14 protein-coding genes are annotated in these 13318 nt (G+C 63.7%); 6 read left to right on the forward strand and 8 right to left on the reverse strand.

The features are described 5' to 3' along the window. Positions 1 to 45: 45 nt before the first annotated feature. Positions 46 to 936 (forward strand): triacylglycerol lipase, encoded by an 891-nt coding sequence (locus J3A71_RS02690; RefSeq protein WP_016489411.1) that lies wholly within the window; start codon positions 46 to 48, stop codon positions 934 to 936. On the opposite strand, the gene J3A71_RS02695 is transcribed toward J3A71_RS02690, so the two are convergent. Beyond that, positions 933 to 1805, reverse strand: coding sequence for a DMT family transporter (locus tag J3A71_RS02695; protein WP_016489410.1), 873 nt, complete (start codon positions 1803 to 1805; stop codon positions 933 to 935). The two genes, J3A71_RS02690 and J3A71_RS02695, sit on opposite strands and share 4 nt — an antisense overlap. Before the next feature lie 127 nt (positions 1806 to 1932). On the opposite strand from J3A71_RS02695, the gene J3A71_RS02700 reads away from it, so the two are divergent. From J3A71_RS02700 to J3A71_RS02710, 3 genes are all read left to right on the forward strand, one after another. Continuing rightward, the gene (locus tag J3A71_RS02700; protein WP_095116465.1) at positions 1933 to 2721 is read left to right on the forward strand and encodes a helix-turn-helix transcriptional regulator; all 789 of its coding nucleotides are present in this window, start codon (positions 1933 to 1935) and stop codon (positions 2719 to 2721) included. A gap of 63 nt (positions 2722 to 2784) precedes the next feature. Further along, on the forward strand, positions 2785 to 3072 hold the full coding sequence (locus tag J3A71_RS02705) for a PsiF family protein (RefSeq protein ID WP_012274424.1): 288 nt from the start codon (positions 2785 to 2787) through the stop codon (positions 3070 to 3072). A 70-nt stretch (positions 3073 to 3142) separates the two neighbouring features. Beyond that, complete coding sequence (locus J3A71_RS02710; protein WP_096426838.1) at positions 3143 to 4150, forward strand: hypothetical protein; 1008 nt, start codon at positions 3143 to 3145, stop codon at positions 4148 to 4150. A 36-nt stretch (positions 4151 to 4186) separates the two neighbouring features. Here J3A71_RS02710 and J3A71_RS02715 read toward each other — a convergent pair whose 3' ends face one another. Continuing rightward, complete coding sequence (locus J3A71_RS02715; RefSeq protein ID WP_023046920.1) at positions 4187 to 5458, reverse strand: Hsp70 family protein; 1272 nt, start codon at positions 5456 to 5458, stop codon at positions 4187 to 4189. Positions 5459 to 5622: 164 nt separating this feature from the next. Between J3A71_RS02715 and cbpA the strand changes: the two genes are divergently transcribed. Beyond that, positions 5623 to 6576 carry a curved DNA-binding protein gene (gene cbpA, locus J3A71_RS02720; RefSeq protein ID WP_016489405.1) on the forward strand — a complete coding sequence of 318 codons (954 nt, stop codon included), beginning with the start codon at positions 5623 to 5625 and terminating at the stop codon, positions 6574 to 6576. Between the two features lie 2 nt (positions 6577 to 6578). After that, complete coding sequence (locus tag J3A71_RS02725; RefSeq protein ID WP_016489404.1) at positions 6579 to 6884, forward strand: chaperone modulator CbpM; 306 nt, start codon at positions 6579 to 6581, stop codon at positions 6882 to 6884. Between the two features lie 132 nt (positions 6885 to 7016). Here J3A71_RS02725 and J3A71_RS02730 read toward each other — a convergent pair whose 3' ends face one another. From J3A71_RS02730 to urtA, 6 genes are all read right to left on the reverse strand, one after another. Then, the gene (locus J3A71_RS02730) at positions 7017 to 7532 is read right to left on the reverse strand and encodes a GNAT family N-acetyltransferase (RefSeq protein WP_016489403.1); all 516 of its coding nucleotides are present in this window, start codon (positions 7530 to 7532) and stop codon (positions 7017 to 7019) included. Positions 7533 to 7563: 31 nt separating this feature from the next. Further along, positions 7564 to 8262 (reverse strand): urea ABC transporter ATP-binding subunit UrtE, encoded by a 699-nt coding sequence (gene urtE / locus J3A71_RS02735; protein WP_023046921.1) that lies wholly within the window; start codon positions 8260 to 8262, stop codon positions 7564 to 7566. Between the two features lie 146 nt (positions 8263 to 8408). Further along, positions 8409 to 9266 carry an urea ABC transporter ATP-binding protein UrtD gene (gene urtD, locus J3A71_RS02740; protein WP_096426836.1) on the reverse strand — a complete coding sequence of 286 codons (858 nt, stop codon included), beginning with the start codon at positions 9264 to 9266 and terminating at the stop codon, positions 8409 to 8411. Continuing rightward, positions 9263 to 10351 (reverse strand): urea ABC transporter permease subunit UrtC, encoded by a 1089-nt coding sequence (gene urtC, locus J3A71_RS02745; protein ID WP_096426835.1) that lies wholly within the window; start codon positions 10349 to 10351, stop codon positions 9263 to 9265. The genes urtD and urtC overlap by 4 nt, the downstream gene beginning before the upstream one ends. Beyond that, positions 10351 to 11799 carry an urea ABC transporter permease subunit UrtB gene (urtB, locus tag J3A71_RS02750; protein ID WP_231995347.1) on the reverse strand — a complete coding sequence of 483 codons (1449 nt, stop codon included), beginning with the start codon at positions 11797 to 11799 and terminating at the stop codon, positions 10351 to 10353. Before urtB ends, urtC begins: the two co-directional genes overlap by 1 nt. A 178-nt stretch (positions 11800 to 11977) precedes the next feature. Then, complete coding sequence (urtA, locus tag J3A71_RS02755) at positions 11978 to 13243, reverse strand: urea ABC transporter substrate-binding protein (protein ID WP_016395201.1); 1266 nt, start codon at positions 13241 to 13243, stop codon at positions 11978 to 11980. Positions 13244 to 13318: the final 75 nt, after the last annotated feature.

The raw sequence follows: 13318 nt of genomic DNA on the forward strand, positions 1-13318 counted from the left end.
GGCGCTGTAGTGTTGACCGGTCGTCCACGGAAAGGGGCTGGTGCAATGCAACAGGAATTGGCCACGCGATACCCGTTGGTGCTGGTGCCGGGCATGCTCGGTTTTGTCCGGCTAATGCTCTACCCCTACTGGTTCGGCATCGTGCCAGCCTTGCGCAAGGGTGGGGCGCAGGTGTTCCCGGTGCAGGTTTCGCCGCTGCATTCCAGCGAGGTGCGCGGCGAGCAGTTGCTGCTGATCATCGAGGATATCTGCACGCGTACCGGTGCCGAAAAGGTCAACCTCATCGGCCACAGCCAAGGTGCCCTGAGCGCGCGCTACGCAGCGGCCAGGCGGCCAGAGCGCGTGGCTTCGGTCACCTCGGTGGCCGGCCCCAACCACGGCTCGGAACTGGCGGACCACCTGGACCGCACGGCGCCTGGCGATTCACCCCAGGGGCGCATCCTCAAGGCTGTGTTGCAGGGTCTTGCCGTGTTGCTGGTGTGGCTGGAAACCGGCTGGCGCCGCGACCCGCTGCCGGTTGACCTGCACGCCTCGCACCAGTCGATGACCACTGCCGGGGTGGCGCTGTTCAACCAGGCATATCCCCAAGGGCTGCCGCAGACCTGGGGCGGGGAAGGGGCCTATGAAGTCGATGGTGTGCGTTATTACTCGTGGTCTGGCACCTTGCAGCCCGGCCTTACCGACCAGGGTCGCAACCGCTTTGACGGCAGCAATCGCTTCTGCCGCCTGTTTGCCCGCAGCTTCGTCAAAGAAAAGGGGCATTGCGACGGCATGGTCGGGCGTTTCAGTTCGCACCTGGGGCAGGTGATCGGCGACGACTACCCGCTCGATCACCTGGATATCGTCAACCAGTCTCTCGGCGCCGTGGGCAAAGGCGCCGAGCCGGTGCGGTTGTTCACCGAACATGCCGCCCGGCTGAAGGCTGCCGGGCTTTAGCGGCGTATCGGGGTGGTCCAGCGCTCGGCCAGCACTACCCCGGCCAGGGTCAGCAGGCCGCCGACCAGGTGATAGCGCGCCAGTTGCTCATCGAGCACCACGGCGGCGATCAGTGCGGTGACCAAGGGCAGCAGGTTGAAGAATAGCGTGGTGCGGCTTGGCCCCAGGCGATGCACGGCCTGCATCCACACCCGCGGCGCGATCATCGAGGCCAGCACGCAGGCATACAGCACCAGGCCGATATTACGGCTGTTCAGGCCCGTCTTGTCCGACAGCAGGAACAGCGGCAGCAGCACCACGATTGCCACCAGCACCTGCAAATACAGCAACTGCAGGGGTGGCAGGCGCAGTTGCCATTTCTTCAACAGGAAGCTGTACAGCGCATAGGCCAGGGTGGCGACCAGCATCAGCAAGTCGCCGCTGTTCAGGCCCTGCTGCAACAGGCTCGCGGGGTGACCGGCACTGACCACCTCCAGCACGCCGAAGAATGACACCACCGCACCCAGCAGGGCACCGTAGCTCAGGCGCTGGCCCAGCCAGGCGATGGACAGCGCCAGAGACATCAGTGGCATCAGCGAGAGGATGATCCCCATGTTGGTGGCGCTGGTGATGCCGGCGGCAAAGTAGGCCAGGCTCTGGTACATCGCCATGCCCAGCACGCCCAGCACGAACACTTTGCCCAGGTGTGGGCGGATGGCTGCGCGGTTGCGCCACACGGCGGGCAGCAGGAACGGCGTGAACAGCAAGCCGGCCAGCAGCCAGCGGTAGAAGCCGATTTCGGCAGGGTGGATGGCACCGGCGGACATCTTGGTGACCACGGTGTTGCCGGCCCAGATGAGGATGGCGGTGAGGGGGAACAGGTAATTCATGTAGCGGGTTACTCATTGGGGCCTGGATTGGGCCTGCAAGGCAGGCCCTCGATAGGCCTGTATTATCGAGTGTCTGTCCACAAGCCTATACTCTTATCCAGACAACCCACCCCGCAAAGCAGACAGCATGCCGCGCAAATACCTCGATATACCCCAATTCACCCAACTGCCGGCGCCGGTGTACTTCCGACACGATGAGTTCGTTGCCGATACCCACAGCGCCGTGCATAAACACGCCTGGGGCCAGCTGAACTACACCGCCCACGGCGTGATGCAACTGGAGGTCGCCGGCCAGCGTTTCCTGTCTCCGCCGCACTACGCCGTCTGGGTACCGCCCGATACCGCGCATGGCTGTTACAACCCCCAGGCCATCGTCTACCGCTCTATCTATCTACACCGCAGCCTGTGCGCAGCCCTGCCACCGCAACCGTGCAGCCTGATGATCAGCGATATCCTCAAGGCCATCCTCGGCGACTTCGCCCGGCGTGACCTCAAGGTGGCCGAGGACGAGCGCGACCAGCGCCTGGTGCAGGTACTGCTCGACCAGTTGCTGCTGGCGCCCGCCCAGGCCTGCTACCTGCCGTTTGCCCAAAGCGATGGCCTGCGCCAGGTACTGGACGCCCTCAGTGCCGAGCCGGGTGACAACCGCCCGCTGGCCGACTGGGCCGCCCGTGTGCATGTTAGCGAACGCACCCTGGCCCGCCAGTTTCTGCGCGAACTGGGCATCAGTTTTGGCGAGTGGCGCCTGCGCCTGCGTTTTCTGCGTGCCATCGAAGCGCTGGAGGCCGGCCTGCCCATTCAGGCCATTGCCTTCGACCTTGGCTACAGCAGCGCTTCGGCGTTCATCGCCATGTTCCAGCGCCAGGCCGAGTGCACGCCCGAGCAGTACCGCCGGCAGGCGCGGGCGGGGCGCTGAAAAATCTTGGCTACACTCAGCTCGACCCCCGTGCGTCGGGCACGGAGCCAAGGAGACTACTCCATGAAAGTGCTGCACATCCCATTACTGGCGCTGGCAGTGTTGTTCAGTGCCCAAGGCTTCGCGGCCAATACCGCGCAGCAGGAAAAAATGAAAACCTGCAATGCCGACGCTACTACCAAAGCCCTCAAGGGCGATGAGCGCAAAGCGTTCATGAGCACCTGCCTGAAGAAGGACGTGCCACAAACCCAGCAAGAGAAGATGAAGACCTGCAACGCCGACGCCACGACCAAAGCCCTGAAGGGTGACGAGCGCAAGGCGTACATGAGCGACTGCCTGAAGAAGAAATGACCTGCGCCTATGCCTGCGCCGCCAAGGCTGGCAGACTGCGGGCATTCCCGCTGTCTGCCGTCGAGGCTGTATGACCTTTACCCCCCGTCAGATCACCCTGGCCAGCCTGTTCATCGTCATGGCCGGCCTGCTGCTGGCTTTGCCCCTTAAGTTGTTGCCCAGCCTGCTGGCTGGCCTGCTGGTGTTCGAACTGGTCAACATGCTGACCCCGCGCCTTCAGCCGCTGCTGGCCGGCCAGCGTGCGCGCTGGCTGGCCGTGGCGCTGCTTGGCACGCTGGTGGTCATTACCTTGACGCTGCTCATTGCCGGTGCCTTCAGCTTTTTGCTGCACGAGGCGGAAAACCCCGGCGCCTCGCTGGACAAGTTCATGGCCCTTGTCGAGCGTGCCCGCGGTCAGCTGCCGCCCTTCATCGAGGGCTACCTGCCCGCCAGTGCCGCAGAGTTCAAGGTCGCCATCGGCGACTGGATAAAAAGCCACCTGAGCGATTTGCAGCTGGTGGGCAAAGGCATGGCGCACATGTTCGTGACGCTGCTGATCGGCATGATTCTCGGCGCCATCATCGCCCTGCAGCGTATTCCCGATGTTTCCCGGCGCAAGCCCCTGGCGGCAGCGCTGTTTGAGCGCCTGAACCTGCTGGTGAAGGCGTTTCGCAACATCGTGTTCGCGCAGATCAAGATCTCGCTGCTCAACACGGCCTTTACCGGCATCTTCCTGGCGGTGGTGATGCCGCTGTTCGGCGTGCACCTGCCGCTGACCAAGACACTGATCGTGCTGACCTTCCTGCTGGGCTTGCTGCCGGTGATCGGCAACCTGATGTCCAATACCCTGATCACCATCGTCGGCTTGTCGTTGTCGATCTGGGTGGCGGCGGCGGCGCTGGGTTACCTGATCGTTATCCACAAGGTCGAGTACTTCCTCAACGCGCGGATTGTTGGCGGGCAGATCAGTGCCAAGGCATGGGAACTGCTGCTGGCGATGCTTGTGTTCGAGGCGGCGTTCGGGCTGCCGGGGGTGGTGGCGGGGCCGATATACTATGCCTACCTCAAGAGTGAGCTTAAGCGCGAACAGCTGGTCTAACAGATTGTCGGGGCCGCGTTGCGGCCCCAAAATAGCTCAGGCTGCGCCGTAACGCTTGCGGGCCTCGATGGCCAGCCCGCTACCAATGCTGCCAAAGATGTTGCCTTCCACATGCCGCGCATTCGGCAACATCGCAGACACACTGTTGCGCAGCGCCGGAATGCCGCTGGAGCCGCCCGTGAAGAACACCGTGTCTACCTGGCTCTCGCTCACGCCAGCCTTGGCCAGCAGTTCGGTCACGCTGCCGCGTACGCGCTCAAGCAGGCCTTCGATGGCGTCTTCGAACAACGCTCGGGTCAGCTGCGCAGTCAGCTCGGGCTCGACACGGCGCAGGTCGATGTGGCGGCTGTCCTGTTCGGTCAGCTCGATCTTGCTGGCTTCCACTTCCATCGCCAGCCAGTGCCCGGCGCGCTGCTCGATCAGTTTGAACAGGCGGTCGATGCCGAAACTGTCCTCGATGTCATAGCGCATGCTGCTCAGCGCCAACTGCGACTTCTGCGAGTACAGGGCGTTGATGGTGTGCCAGGTGGCCAGGTTGAGGTGGTAGCTGGTGGGCATCAGTGCGCCGCTCTTCATGCGGCTACCGTAGCCGAACAGCGGCATCACGCCCTGCAGGCTTAGCTGCTTGTCGAAGTCGGTACCGCCGATGTGCACGCCGCCGGTGGCGAGAATATCGCTTTGGCGCTCTGCGACCAGGTGGCGCTCGGGCGACAGGCGGATCAGGGTGAAGTCCGAAGTACCGCCGCCGATGTCGACGATCAGTACCAGTTCTTCACGGCTGATGCCCGACTCGTAGTCGAAGGCCGCGGCAATCGGCTCGTACTGGAACGACACATCCTTGAAGCCGATCTTGCGCGCCACGTCGGCCAGGGTGTCCTCGGCTTCCTGGTCGGCAGCCGGGTCTTCGTCGACGAAGAACACCGGGCGGCCCAGAACCACCTGGTCGAACTCGCGGCCAGCGGCGGTTTCGGCGCGCTTTTTCAGCTCGCCGATGAACATGCCCAGCAGGTCCTTGAACGGCAGGGCGCTGCCCAGCACGCTGGTGTCGTGCTTGATCAGCTTGGAGCCCAGCAGGCTCTTCAGCGAGCGCATCAGGCGGCCTTCGTAGCCTTCCAGGTATTCGTGCAGTGCCAGGCGGCCATACACCGGGCGCCGCTCTTCGATATTGAAGAACACCACCGAGGGCAAGGTGATCTTGCCGTCTTCCAGGGCAATCAGCGACTCCACGCCAGGGCGGTGCCAGCCGACCGTGGAGTTGGAGGTGCCAAAGTCGATGCCCAGGGCGCGGGCCGGGGATACGTCAGACATGGGAAATGGGCTTCCGGAGGCAAAACGGCCGCGCAGTGTATGCCAGTTGGCTACAGAATCAAGACCAGTCGTCTGCCTTGAGGCAAACCCAAGTCGGTCTTGAAAGGCTATGCTTGACCCCTATCTTCTGTTGCAACACGCACATTCACATTGGTGATCCACAAATGGACTTCAAAGACTATTACAAGATACTCGGCGTAGAGCCCACGGCGGACGAAAAGGCGATCAAGGCCGCGTACCGCAAGCTGGCGCGCAAGTATCACCCCGATGTCAGCAAGGAGCGCGACGCCGAGGACAAGTTCAAAGAGGCCAACGAGGCCTATGAAGTGCTGGGCGACGCGCAGAAACGTGCCGAGTTCGACGAAATTCGCAAGTATGGCGGCCAACATGGCCGACCGTTCCAGGCACCACCGGGCTGGGAGAGCCGCGGCGGTGGCGGCGGCTTCGAGGGCGGCGACTTCTCCGACTTCTTCAGCTCGGTCTTCGGTGGGCGGGGTGGCAACCCCTTTGGTGGCGCCCGGCAGCAGCAACGCAGTGCCGGCAGGCGAGGGCAGGATGTGGAGCTGGAACTGGCAGTATTTCTTGAAGAGACCCTGAGCAAGGAGTCCAAGCAGATCAGCTTCCAGGTGCCGCAAACCAATGCCATGGGCCAACGCACCGGCTTCACTACCAAGACCCTGAACGTGAAGATTCCGGCCGGTGTTACCGACGGCGAGCGTATCCGCCTCAAGGGCCAGGGCGCGCCGGGCAGCGGTGGTGCGGCCAATGGCGACCTGTTCCTGACCATCCGCATGGCACCGCACCCGCTGTTCGATGTCGAAGGCCATGACCTGATCATTACCGTGCCGCTGGCACCGTGGGAAGCGGCCCTGGGCACCAAGGTGGCGGTGCCGACCCTGGAAGGCAAGATCAACCTCACCATCCGCCCCGACAGCCAGAGCGGTCAGCGCCTGCGCGTGCCGGGCAAAGGCCTGGCGAACAAGCGCGGTGAGCGCGGCAACCTATACGCGCAACTGAAAGTGGTCATGCCGCCGACCTCCGATGAGGCTGCCCGCGAATTGTGGACGAAGCTTTCCGAGAAAGCGGCGTTCAACCCGAGGACACAATGGAGTAAGTGATCATGAGCAGCACCCTGATCGTTCAACTGGACATGCGTACCCTGTGTCAGGAAGCCGATGTCACGGCTGACTGCGTGATCGAAATCGTCGAACACGGCATTGTCGAACCCTCCGGGCGAACGCCTGAGGACTGGTTGTTCGACGATCAGGCGCCGTTGTTAGCCAAACGCGCGGTGAAGTTGCACCAGGAGCTGGAGCTTGAGTGGGAAGGGGTGGCGTTGGCGCTGGAGCTGTTGCAGGAAGTGCAGCAGTTGCGCAGCGAAAACAGCATGCTGCGCCAGCGGCTGGGCAGGTTTACCCAGATATGAGTGTGTTTGCCTGCACCAGCCTCTTCGCGGGACAAGCCCGCTCCCACAGGTACTCCGCTGAATCTCAAGCGAGTGGGGTATCTGTGGGAGCGGGCTTGCCCCGCGAAGAGGCTGGTTCAGCCGGCATCAATTTCAGGTCGGTTCGGTTCCGGGGTTCAGCACCAGTTGCATGAAGGTCAGGTCCAGCCAGCGGCCAAATTTCACCCCCACCTGCGGCATCTGCCCGGTCACCACGAAGCCCAGCCGCTCATGCAGGCGCACCGACGCCGCGTTGCCACTCTCGATGGCTGCCACCATCACATGCTTGCCGCACCCGCGCGCACGCTCGACCAGCGCTGCCATCAATACCGGCCCCAGCCCTTTGCCACGCTGGTCGCCGCGGATATACACCGAGTGCTCCACGGTGTTGCGAAAGCCCTCGAACGGCCGCCAGTCGCCAAACGAGGCATAACCGAGCACGCCACTGTCGTCCACCGCCACCAGTATCGGATACCCCTGCTGCGCCCGTGCTTCAAACCAGGCCTGACGGTTGCCGAGGTCCACCGGGGTTTCGTTCCAGATCGCCGTGGTATTGCGCACTGCGTCGTTATAGATGTCGAGGATGCCCGGCACGTCGGTGGGCAGGGCGTCGCGGATTTGGTAACTCATGACAGGGTCTCGCAGGGTCGTTGCTTGCAGATTAAATGGTTACCAGGCCACGCACACCTTCGGCTTGCATGTTTTCGCCGCGGCCGTGCTGCACGATCTCGCCACGGGCCATGACCAGGTACTGGTCGGCCAGTTCCTCGGCAAAGTCGTAGAACTGCTCCACCAGCAGGATCGCCATGTCGCCGCGCTCGGCCAGGCGGCGGATGACGGCACCGATTTCCTTGATTACCGAGGGCTGGATGCCCTCGGTCGGCTCGTCGAGAATCAGCAGCCGTGGGCGGCTGGCCAGGGCGCGGCCGATTGCCAGCTGTTGCTGCTGGCCGCCAGAGAGGTCGCCGCCACGGCGCTGTTTCATTTGTTCCAGCACCGGGAACAGTTCGTAGATGAACGCGGGGACTTCGCGCGCCTCACGGGCCGGGAAGCGTGACAGCCCCATCAGCAGGTTTTCCTCGACGGTGAGACGCGGGAAAATTTCGCGGCCTTGGGGCACGTAGGCGATGCCGGCCTGCACCCGTTGCTGGGGCTTGAGGCGGGTAATGGGCTTGCCCTCCCATTCGATGCTGCCGTCACGGGCGGGTACCAGGCCCATCAGGCAGCGCAGCAGGGTGGTCTTGCCCACGCCGTTGCGGCCCAGCAGGCAGGTGACTTCGCCGACCTTGGCTTCGAACGACAGGCCACGCAGGATGTGGCTGCCGCCGTAGTATTGGTGCAGGGTGTCGATTTTCAGCATGTCATGTCCTTGGTGTTTTTGTTGTGGCTGCACCGGCCCTTTCGCGGGACAAGCCCGCTCCCACAGGTTCACCACAGTTTTGGAATGAGTGATTTCCCTGTGGGAGCGGGCTTGTCCCGCGAAAGGGCCGGTGCAGGCTGCTTGAATCATCGGCCCAGATACACCTCGACCACCCGCTCATCCGCCTGCACCTGCTCCAGCGACCCTTCTGCCAGCACGCTGCCCTGGTGCAGCACGGTCACATGATCGGCAATGCTCCCCACAAAGCCCATGTCATGCTCCACCACCATCAGCGAATGCTTGCCAGCCAGGCCTTTGAACAGCTCGGCGGTAAATTCGGTCTCGGCATCGGTCATGCCGGCCACCGGCTCATCCAGCAGCAGCAATTGCGGCTCCTGCACCAGCAGCATGCCAATCTCCAGAAACTGCTTTTGCCCGTGTGACAGCAAGCCGGCCTGGCGCTGGGCCAGGGGCAGCAGGCGCAAGGTGGTCAGCACTTCTTCGATGCGCTGGCGCGGCTCACTGCCCAGGCGCGCCGCCAGGCTGGCCCATACCGACTTGTCGGTCTTCAGCGCCAGCTCCAGGTTCTGGTATACCGTCAACGCCTCGAACACCGTGGGCTTCTGGAACTTGCGACCAATACCTGCCTGGGCGATCTGGTACTCGCTCATGCGCGCCAGGTCGAGGGTGTCGCCAAAGAAGGCGCTACCGGTGTCCGGGCGGGTCTTGCCGGTGATCACGTCCATCATCGTGGTCTTGCCGGCACCGTTGGGGCCGATGATGCAGCGCAGCTCGCCCACGCCGATGTACAGGTTCAGCCCGTTGAGCGCCTTGAAACCATCGAAGCTGACGCTGATGTCCTCCAGGCTCAGCACCGTGCCGTGGCGGGTGTCCAGGCCCGCCTCGCGGCGGCTGCCCAGGCCAATGGCATCGCGGCCGGCCCCGAGGTTGTCGAAGACCGGTTCAAGCATGAATTCGGGGTGAGCAGGGGGCACGCCTCTCATGGCTGACTCCTTTTTTTCAACAAGCCGACCACGCCCTTGGGCAGGTACAGGGTGACGAGGATGAACAGCGCGCCCAGGAAGAACAGCCAGAACTCCGGGAAGGCCACGGTGAACCAGCTCTTCATGCCATTGACCAGGCCGGCGCCGAGCAGCGGGCCGATCAGCGTGCCGCGCCCGCCCAAGGCCACCCACACGGCGGCTTCGATGGAGTTGGTCGGCGACATTTCGCTGGGGTTGATGATGCCCACCTGCGGCACATACAACGCGCCCGCCAGGCCGCAGAGTACGGCGCTTAGCACCCACACCAGCAACTTGAAGCCGCGCGGGTCGTAACCGCAGAACATCAGGCGGTTCTCGGCGTCGCGCACGGCGGTGAGCAGGCGGCCGAACTTGCTGCGGGTCAGGCGCCAGCACAGGTACAGGCTGGCCAGCAGCAGGCCGACGGTGAGCAGGAACAGCACCGCGCGGGTCCCTTGGGCGGCAATGTCGAAGCCCAGGATGGTGCGGAAGCTGGTGAAACCGTTGTTGCCGCCAAAGCCGGTTTCGTTGCGGAAGAACAGCAACATGCCGGCGAAGGTCAGGGCCTGGGTCATGATCGAGAAGTACACGCCCTTGATCCGCGAGCGGAAGGCGAACCAGCCGAACACCAGTGCCAGCAGCCCAGGCGCCAGCACCACCAGGCACAGCGCCCAGGCGAAATGCTGGGTACCGGCCCAGTACCATGGCAGCTCGGTCCATGACAGGAAGGTCATGAACCCCGGCAGGCCATCACCGGCCGCCTGGCGCATCAGGTACATGCCCATGGCGTAGCCGCCCAAGGCGAAGAACAGGCCGTGACCCAGCGACAGCAGGCCGGCATAGCCCCAGACCAGGTCCAGGGCCAGGGCGACGATGGCGTAGCAGAGGATCTTGCCGACCAGGGTCAGGGTGTAGGCCGATACCTGTAGCACGTGATCCGCCGGCAGCAGGGACAGCAGCGGCAGGGCCAGCAACAACAGGACGACGATGGCGCCGATGGCGCCGATGGCCAGGGTCAGGCGTGGCCCGGCCTTTTGCGTAGCGGTGACAAGCAGTGGCTGGTTCATCAGTCGATTACCCGTCCCTTGAGGGCGAACAGGCCTTGCGGGCGCTTCTGGATGAACAGAATGATCAACGCAAGGATGAGGATCTTGCCGAGCACGGCACCGATCTGCGGCTCCAGCAATTTGTTGGCGATGCCAAGGCCGAATGCGGCCCAGAGGCTCCCGGCCAGTTGCCCGACGCCACCCAGCACCACCACCAGGAACGAGTCGATGATGTAGCTCTGGCCCAGGTCCGGGCCGACGTTGCCGACCTGGCTCAGTGCCACGCCGCCGAGCCCGGCGATGCCAGAGCCCAAGCCGAAGGCGAGCATGTCGACGCGCCCGGTGGACACGCCGCAGCAGGCGGCCATGTTGCGGTTCTGGGTGACCGCGCGCACGTTCAGGCCCAGCCGCGTACGGTTGAGCAGCAGCCAGGTGAGCAGCACCACGGCGAGGGCGAAGCCGATGATGACCAGGCGGTTGTAGGGCAGTACCAGGTTAGGCAGCAGCTGGATACCGCCCGACAGCCACGCCGGGTTGCTGACCTCGACGTTTTGCGCGCCGAACAGCAGGCGGATGGCCTGAATCAGGATCAGGCTGATGCCCCAGGTGGCCAGCAAGGTTTCCAATGGGCGGCCGTAAAGGTGGCGAATGACCGTGCGCTCCAGCGCCATGCCCACGCCGGCACTGACCGCGAAGGCTACCGGCAGGGCAATCAGCGGGTAGAACTCGATAGCGCCCGGGGCGTAGCGCTGCACCAGCACCTGGACCATGTAGGTGCTGTAGGCGCCGAGCATCAGCATCTCGCCGTGGGCCATGTTGATCACCCCGAGCAGGCCGAAGGTGATCGCAAGGCCCAGTGCCGCCAGCAGCAGGATCGAGCCCAGCGACAGGCCACTGAACGCCTGGCCGAGCAGTTCGCCCACCAGCAGCTTGCGCTTGACCTGGGCCAGGCTGGTCTCGGCAGCAGTACGCACGCCCGGGTCGGCTTCTGCGTCGGGTTGCAGCAGCGCTTCAAGGCGGGTGCGGGCCACCGGGTCACCGGTTTCGCCCAACAGGCGCACGGCGGCCAGGCGTACTGCCGGTTCGCTGGCGCCCAGTTGCAGGTTGGCCAGGGCCAGGCCGATGGCGGCGTGTACGGCGGCATCCGGCTCGCTGGCGAAGCGCCGGTCGAGGAAGGCCATTTGCGCGGGTTGTGCGCTTTTTTGCAGTTGTTGGGCGGCGGCCAGGCGCGTTTCGCTGTTGTCGCTCAGCAACTGGTGGCTGGCCAGGGCGTTGTCGATCAGGCCGCGCAGGCGGTTGTTCAGGCGTACCTTGCGGGTGTCGTCAGTGCCAATGCGGCCCTGGCGCAGGTTGTCCAGCAGCGGCACGCGCGCGGCATCGGGTTGCGCCGCCCAGCTTTCGAGCAGGCGAGCCTGCTCGGCGGGCTTGGCAGTGAGGAAGAATTCGCCCTCGCTGGCCTGGGTGGCCATGGGGAGTAGCAGAAGCAGGGTGAGCAGCATTCTGAGCATGCGGGCAATCCTGGAATACAGTGGTGGATTCTTCGCGGGCTTGCCCGCTCCCACAGGTATTTCACTGGTCCAGAGGGCAGTGAAATACCTGTGGGAGCGGGCAAGCCCGCGAATGGGCCGCATAGCGGCCCCAGTGCACTCAGTTACCTTTCACTGCGTAGTCAGGTCGTTTGTCATTGCCTGGAATGAACGGGCTCCAAGGCTGCGCCCGCAGCGGCTGCTCGGTTTCCCACACCACACTGAACTGCCCGTCATCCTGGATCTCGCCGATCATTACCGGTTTGTGCAGGTGGTGGTTGGTCTTGTCCATGGTCAGGGTAAAGCCCGACGGCGCCTTGAAGCTCTGCCCGGCCAGTGCTTCACGCACTTTGTCGACATCGGTGGACTTGGCCTTCTCGGCGGCCTGCGCCCACATGTGGATGCCCACGTAGGTGGCTTCCATCGGGTCGTTGGTCACCGCCTTGTCAGCGCCTGGCAGGCCCTTGGCCTTGGCGTAGGCCTTCCAGTCGGCGACGAATTTCTGGTTCACCGGGTTATCCACCGACTCGAAGTAGTTCCAGGCAGCCAGGTGGCCCACCAGCGGTTTGGTGTCGATACCGCGCAGTTCTTCTTCGCCCACCGAGAACGCCACCACCGGTACGTCGGTGGCCTTCAGGCCCTGGTTGGCCAGTTCCTTGTAGAACGGCACGTTGGAGTCGCCGTTGACCGTGGAGATGACCGCGGTCTTGCCGCCGGCGGAGAACTTCTTGATGTTGGCAACGATGGTCTGGTAGTCGGCGTGGCCGAACGGGGTGTACACCTCTTCGATGTCCTTGTCGGCCACGCCTTTGCTGTGCAGGAAGGCCCGCAGGATCTTGTTGGTGGTGCGCGGGTAGACGTAGTCGGTGCCCAGCAGGAAGAAGCGCTTGGCGCTGCCGCCATCTTCGCTCATCAGGTATTCAACGGCTGGAATAGCCTGCTGGTTGGGGGCGGCGCCGGTGTAGAACACATTCGGCGACATCTCCTCGCCCTCGTACTGCACCGGGTAGAACAGCAGGCCGTTGAGTTCTTCGAACACCGGCAGCACCGACTTGCGCGACACCGAGGTCCAGCAGCCGAACACCACGGCGACCTTGTCCTGGGTCAGCAGCTGGCGGCTCTTTTCGGCGAACAGCGGCCAGTTGGAGGCCGGGTCGACCACCACCGGTTCGAGCATCTTGCCGTTGACCCCGCCTTTGGCGTTGATCTCGTCGATGGTCATCAGCGCCATGTCCTTGAGCGAGGTCTCGGAAATGGCCATGGTCCCCGACAGCGAATGCAGGATGCCAACCTTGATGGTCTCGGCGGCCTGGATACTCCAGCTCAGGCCCATCGCCGCAATCGATGCGCTGAGGGTAAAGGCCTTGATCAGACTGCGACGCTTCATGTGCTCTCTCCGCTGAGTTTTTTTGGTTTTGGCCAAGCGGGGAGGGCGTTGCAAGGGGTGTGCCTAGTGGCGCAA

Origin of the sequence: Pseudomonas sp. PvP089 (assembly GCF_017875165.1) — a bacterium.
In the GTDB taxonomy this organism is placed as follows: domain Bacteria; phylum Pseudomonadota; class Gammaproteobacteria; order Pseudomonadales; family Pseudomonadaceae; genus Aquipseudomonas; species Aquipseudomonas fortuita.

What these genes read in the sequence shown, in the direction of transcription:
- J3A71_RS02695 (WP_016489410.1), bottom strand. Translation starts at nt 1,805, where the DNA reads ATGAATTACCTGTTCCCCCTCACCGCCATCCTCATCTGGGCCGGCAAC.
- J3A71_RS02710 (WP_096426838.1), top strand. Translation starts at nt 3,143, where the DNA reads ATGACCTTTACCCCCCGTCAGATCACCCTGGCCAGCCTGTTCATCGTC.
- J3A71_RS02700 (WP_095116465.1), top strand. Translation starts at nt 1,933, where the DNA reads ATGCCGCGCAAATACCTCGATATACCCCAATTCACCCAACTGCCGGCG.
- J3A71_RS02725 (WP_016489404.1), top strand. Translation starts at nt 6,579, where the DNA reads ATGAGCAGCACCCTGATCGTTCAACTGGACATGCGTACCCTGTGTCAG.
- J3A71_RS02730 (WP_016489403.1), bottom strand. Translation starts at nt 7,532, where the DNA reads ATGAGTTACCAAATCCGCGACGCCCTGCCCACCGACGTGCCGGGCATC.
- urtD (WP_096426836.1), bottom strand. Translation starts at nt 9,266, where the DNA reads ATGAGAGGCGTGCCCCCTGCTCACCCCGAATTCATGCTTGAACCGGTC.
- J3A71_RS02715 (WP_023046920.1), bottom strand. Translation starts at nt 5,458, where the DNA reads ATGTCTGACGTATCCCCGGCCCGCGCCCTGGGCATCGACTTTGGCACC.
- urtC (WP_096426835.1), bottom strand. Translation starts at nt 10,351, where the DNA reads ATGAACCAGCCACTGCTTGTCACCGCTACGCAAAAGGCCGGGCCACGC.
- urtA (WP_016395201.1), bottom strand. Translation starts at nt 13,243, where the DNA reads ATGAAGCGTCGCAGTCTGATCAAGGCCTTTACCCTCAGCGCATCGATT.
- cbpA (WP_016489405.1), top strand. Translation starts at nt 5,623, where the DNA reads ATGGACTTCAAAGACTATTACAAGATACTCGGCGTAGAGCCCACGGCG.
- urtB (WP_231995347.1), bottom strand. Translation starts at nt 11,799, where the DNA reads ATGGCCACCCAGGCCAGCGAGGGCGAATTCTTCCTCACTGCCAAGCCC.
- J3A71_RS02705 (WP_012274424.1), top strand. Translation starts at nt 2,785, where the DNA reads ATGAAAGTGCTGCACATCCCATTACTGGCGCTGGCAGTGTTGTTCAGT.
- J3A71_RS02690 (WP_016489411.1), top strand. Translation starts at nt 46, where the DNA reads ATGCAACAGGAATTGGCCACGCGATACCCGTTGGTGCTGGTGCCGGGC.
- urtE (WP_023046921.1), bottom strand. Translation starts at nt 8,262, where the DNA reads ATGCTGAAAATCGACACCCTGCACCAATACTACGGCGGCAGCCACATC.